This window comes from Actinoplanes sp. NPDC048791 (assembly GCF_040650095.1).
In the GTDB taxonomy this organism is placed as follows: domain Bacteria; phylum Actinomycetota; class Actinomycetes; order Mycobacteriales; family Micromonosporaceae; genus Actinoplanes.
Genome location: NZ_JBEZGQ010000990.1, coordinates 1 through 3,063, shown reverse-complemented (window position 1 = coordinate 3,063; position 3,063 = coordinate 1). Strand labels below are relative to the sequence as shown.

Annotated in this window: 2 protein-coding genes; both read right to left on the bottom strand. The window is 72.4% G+C overall.

Going from position 1 to position 3,063, the window contains the following annotated elements; all coding sequences use genetic code 11:
* On the bottom strand, window positions 1–1,955 hold a 1,955-nt coding region (locus tag AB0C29_RS40970; RefSeq protein ID WP_360832505.1), incomplete at its 3' end, for a hypothetical protein.
* A complete protein-coding gene (locus tag AB0C29_RS40965) occupies window positions 1,952–2,845 on the bottom strand; it encodes a 5'-methylthioadenosine/S-adenosylhomocysteine nucleosidase (protein ID WP_360832502.1) in 894 nt (297 codons plus the stop codon). The genes AB0C29_RS40965 and AB0C29_RS40970, both read right to left, overlap by 4 nt.
* Window positions 2,846–3,063: the final 218 nt, after the last annotated feature.

Genomic DNA, 3,063 nt, shown 5'->3' with positions numbered 1-3,063 from the left:
CGCCGGTACGCCGGCCCGGCCCACCAGCTGCGCCCCTCGGCGGCGACGCCCTCGAGCACGAACAGGGTGTTGCGCAGCCCCGTGGCGTCCTGCGCGCCGTCGGCCAGGATGCGCGAGTCCTCGTCCGCGCCGGCCTGCCCCGGCTCGGTCACCGCGACCTCGATGTCCGCGCCGTTGACCAGGAACAGCTGGAACTCGCGGGCGCCGTTGTCGAGCGTCGTGACCCGGACCGCGGCCACGGCGTCGTAGCGGTAGTTGGTGCGCTCCCAGTGGTGGAAGGTGGTCTGCGCGAAGTCCAGGTCGACGGAGATCTGCCGGACCCCGTCGGCGGTCAGCAGGAACACCAGCAGCTTGTAGCGGGAGTACCGCCACGGGCCGTTCTTCGCGCGGGCCCGCTTGCTGCCGTCGCCGCGGGCCTCCATCGACGCGTACGCGCTGATGTCGCTCCACTTCAGCTGGTACGCCGCGAGGGCGTGCTGCAACAGGATCCGGCGGTCGCAGTCCAGCCACTGCGCCATCTCCATGTCCTGGGGCCGGTCGGAGAGCCGCCGTTCCCACCGCTGGTACTCGAACCAGTACGTCGTCTCGCGCTGCTCGCGTTCGGACTCGTCGACCACCACCCGCTTGTTCTCCGCCAGGATCCGCAGCCCGACGATCGCCACCGTCCAGCCCGCGGCGATGAGCGCGACGAGAGCTCCGGCGGTCTGGAGCAGGTTCTGCCGGGCGGCGGACTGGATCCCCCACATCAGGCCGGCTGCCACCATCAGAGCCGCGGTGATGGTGAAGGCCTTCACCGCCGCGGGGACGGTCCAGCGGCGATGCTGCTCGACGAGCGCCCCGGCGTCCCACTCGCGCCGCAGCTCGCGCACCTGGAACCGGATGAGCCACTTGACGGCCTCGGCCTTGACCCGCTTCTCGCGGTAGACCTCGACCAGTTCGTCGCGGAGCCGGCTCATCGGCCCGTACGCGTCGACGAGCCAGGCGGCCCGGTCGGGGCCTTTGGGGGCGTACCTGTCGGCGTACCGCATGTAGAGCCGGTCCACTTGATAGGTGAAACCGCCCGGGCGGGCGGCGTCGCTGGGCAGCCGTTGCGCCCGTAGCTGCCGTTTCTCCGCGCGCAGCCGGTCGACGCGGAACCGCCACTCCGCGCCGTTGGTGACCGCGACGCCGGCCGCGATCAGGGCCACCGTGAGCGCGATGATCGCGGAAGTGTCGTCGCGCTGGAGCGCGAGCCAGCCGATCATCGCGACGGCACCCGAGACGGCGGTGGCCAGCACCGAGGCGGCGGCCAGGTCGCCGCCGGAGACGTCGACCGGGCGCACCGGCCGGGTCCGGGGCTGCGCCGGGTCGGGCTCGAAGAACTTCCACACCCGCTCCCGGCGGCGCTCGGCGCACCGGCCGGCCTCGGCCTGCCGGACGTCCTCGTGCCACAGCTCGTCCTTGAGCGAGCCCTGCAGGACCCGCTCCAGGTGCCGCAGCACCTCCTTGCGCATCGCGGCGTCGAGGTCCTCGATCTCGCGCCGGACCAGCGTGATCGCGGCGTGGTCGGCGTTGCGGGACTTGCTGGCGGACACCAGGTGCCGGATCGCGTCGATGCCCGGCGTCCAGTACTCCCGCGGCAGCTCGTCGATCTGGTCGAGGGCTGCCTTGTGCGCGGCCCGGTCCTCGACCGTCAGCTCCCACAGCGTCCGTTCGCTGAAGAACGCGAGCAGCCAGTGGAACCACACCTTGGTCGAGCCGCGGATCTCGACGGTGACCTCGGCCAGCAGCTTGCGCGCGGTCGTGGCCTGTCCCGAGGCGAGGTAGCGCAGCGCGATGTCGAACTTCTCCCACGGCGAGGCGCCCCGCGGGACCTGGTAGTAGTTGTTGTGGACGCCGCCGTGGACGGTGCCGGCCACCGCGCCGTGGCTGCCGCCGTTCGCCGTGACTGTCGGGCCACCGCCGTCGCCGTTCACGACCAGCCTCTTTCCTCACGCCAGGCCGGGCCGGTCCGCTGGTCGTTGTGGACGCCGCCGTTGATGATCCCGGCCACCACGCCGTGGCTGCCGCCCTTCGTGCTCACCTGAACCTCCGGTCTGTAACGGTCCTGTCCGGCCCGGCCCGGATGGTGCGCGATCAGGTCGGCGGCCAGGGCGGTCGCGAAGGTCGCCGCGTTGCGCACCGCCTTCGCCTGCCACTGCTCGCCGTCGGTGCCGGACTTCGTGCCGTCGGCGAAGTCGCTGATCGCCCGCACGACGGCCACCGGGGCCGCGCTGAGGTGCCCGGCCTTGGCGACCCCGGCGGCCTCCATCTCGATGGCCAGCGCGTCGTCGTAGTGCTCCCGGAGCCACCGCAGCGGCTGGGAGACCTTCGCGTCGTGCAGGACCTCGCCCGACGCCACCGGTCCGAAGTGCACCCGCGGGCCCTCCGCGCCCACGCGGAGATTGCGGGCCCGATCCACCCGTCGGGCGATCTGGCGGGCGGCCTGATCGATGCCGTGGTCGAGCTCCCAGACCCGGGGCCGGGACTTCAGACCACCGGTACGGGCGGCAGCACCGTGGTACGCGTACACATGGGTGGCCACCACGACGTCTCCCAGCGCCAGGCCGGGGTGCAGCCGCCCGGCCACGCCGACGAAGAGGACGGCGGCCGGGGTGAACTCGCGGATGGCCCGCTCGGCGATGACGGCCGACCCGTGGTTGCCCGCACCGGTGAGGGCCAGCACAACTTCGCCCGCACCTCCGCCGAGCGAGCCGATCTCGAAGCGGGTGCCGGAGACCGGCGGCGGCTGACGGAGATCGGCGAGCGTGGCCCGGACGGCGGCGTACTCGACCTCCAGGGCGGTGAGGATCACGATCGGGTTCATGGCGGCCACCTTGCTGTCAGAGTAACAAGAACCCCGGCGACAGATCGGCCGTTGCGCTTTCCCGGCCCCTGCGCTCTCCCGACCCCCCGGGGCGAACGGTTACATCGTCATATCTCGATCTACCGGAGGCCTACCGGGCGTATCACCGGCACGTGGCCAGCGTCGGCACGTGCCTCTCTGCATTCGGACCGGACCGGCCGGCGTGGCGCCGGCCGCCC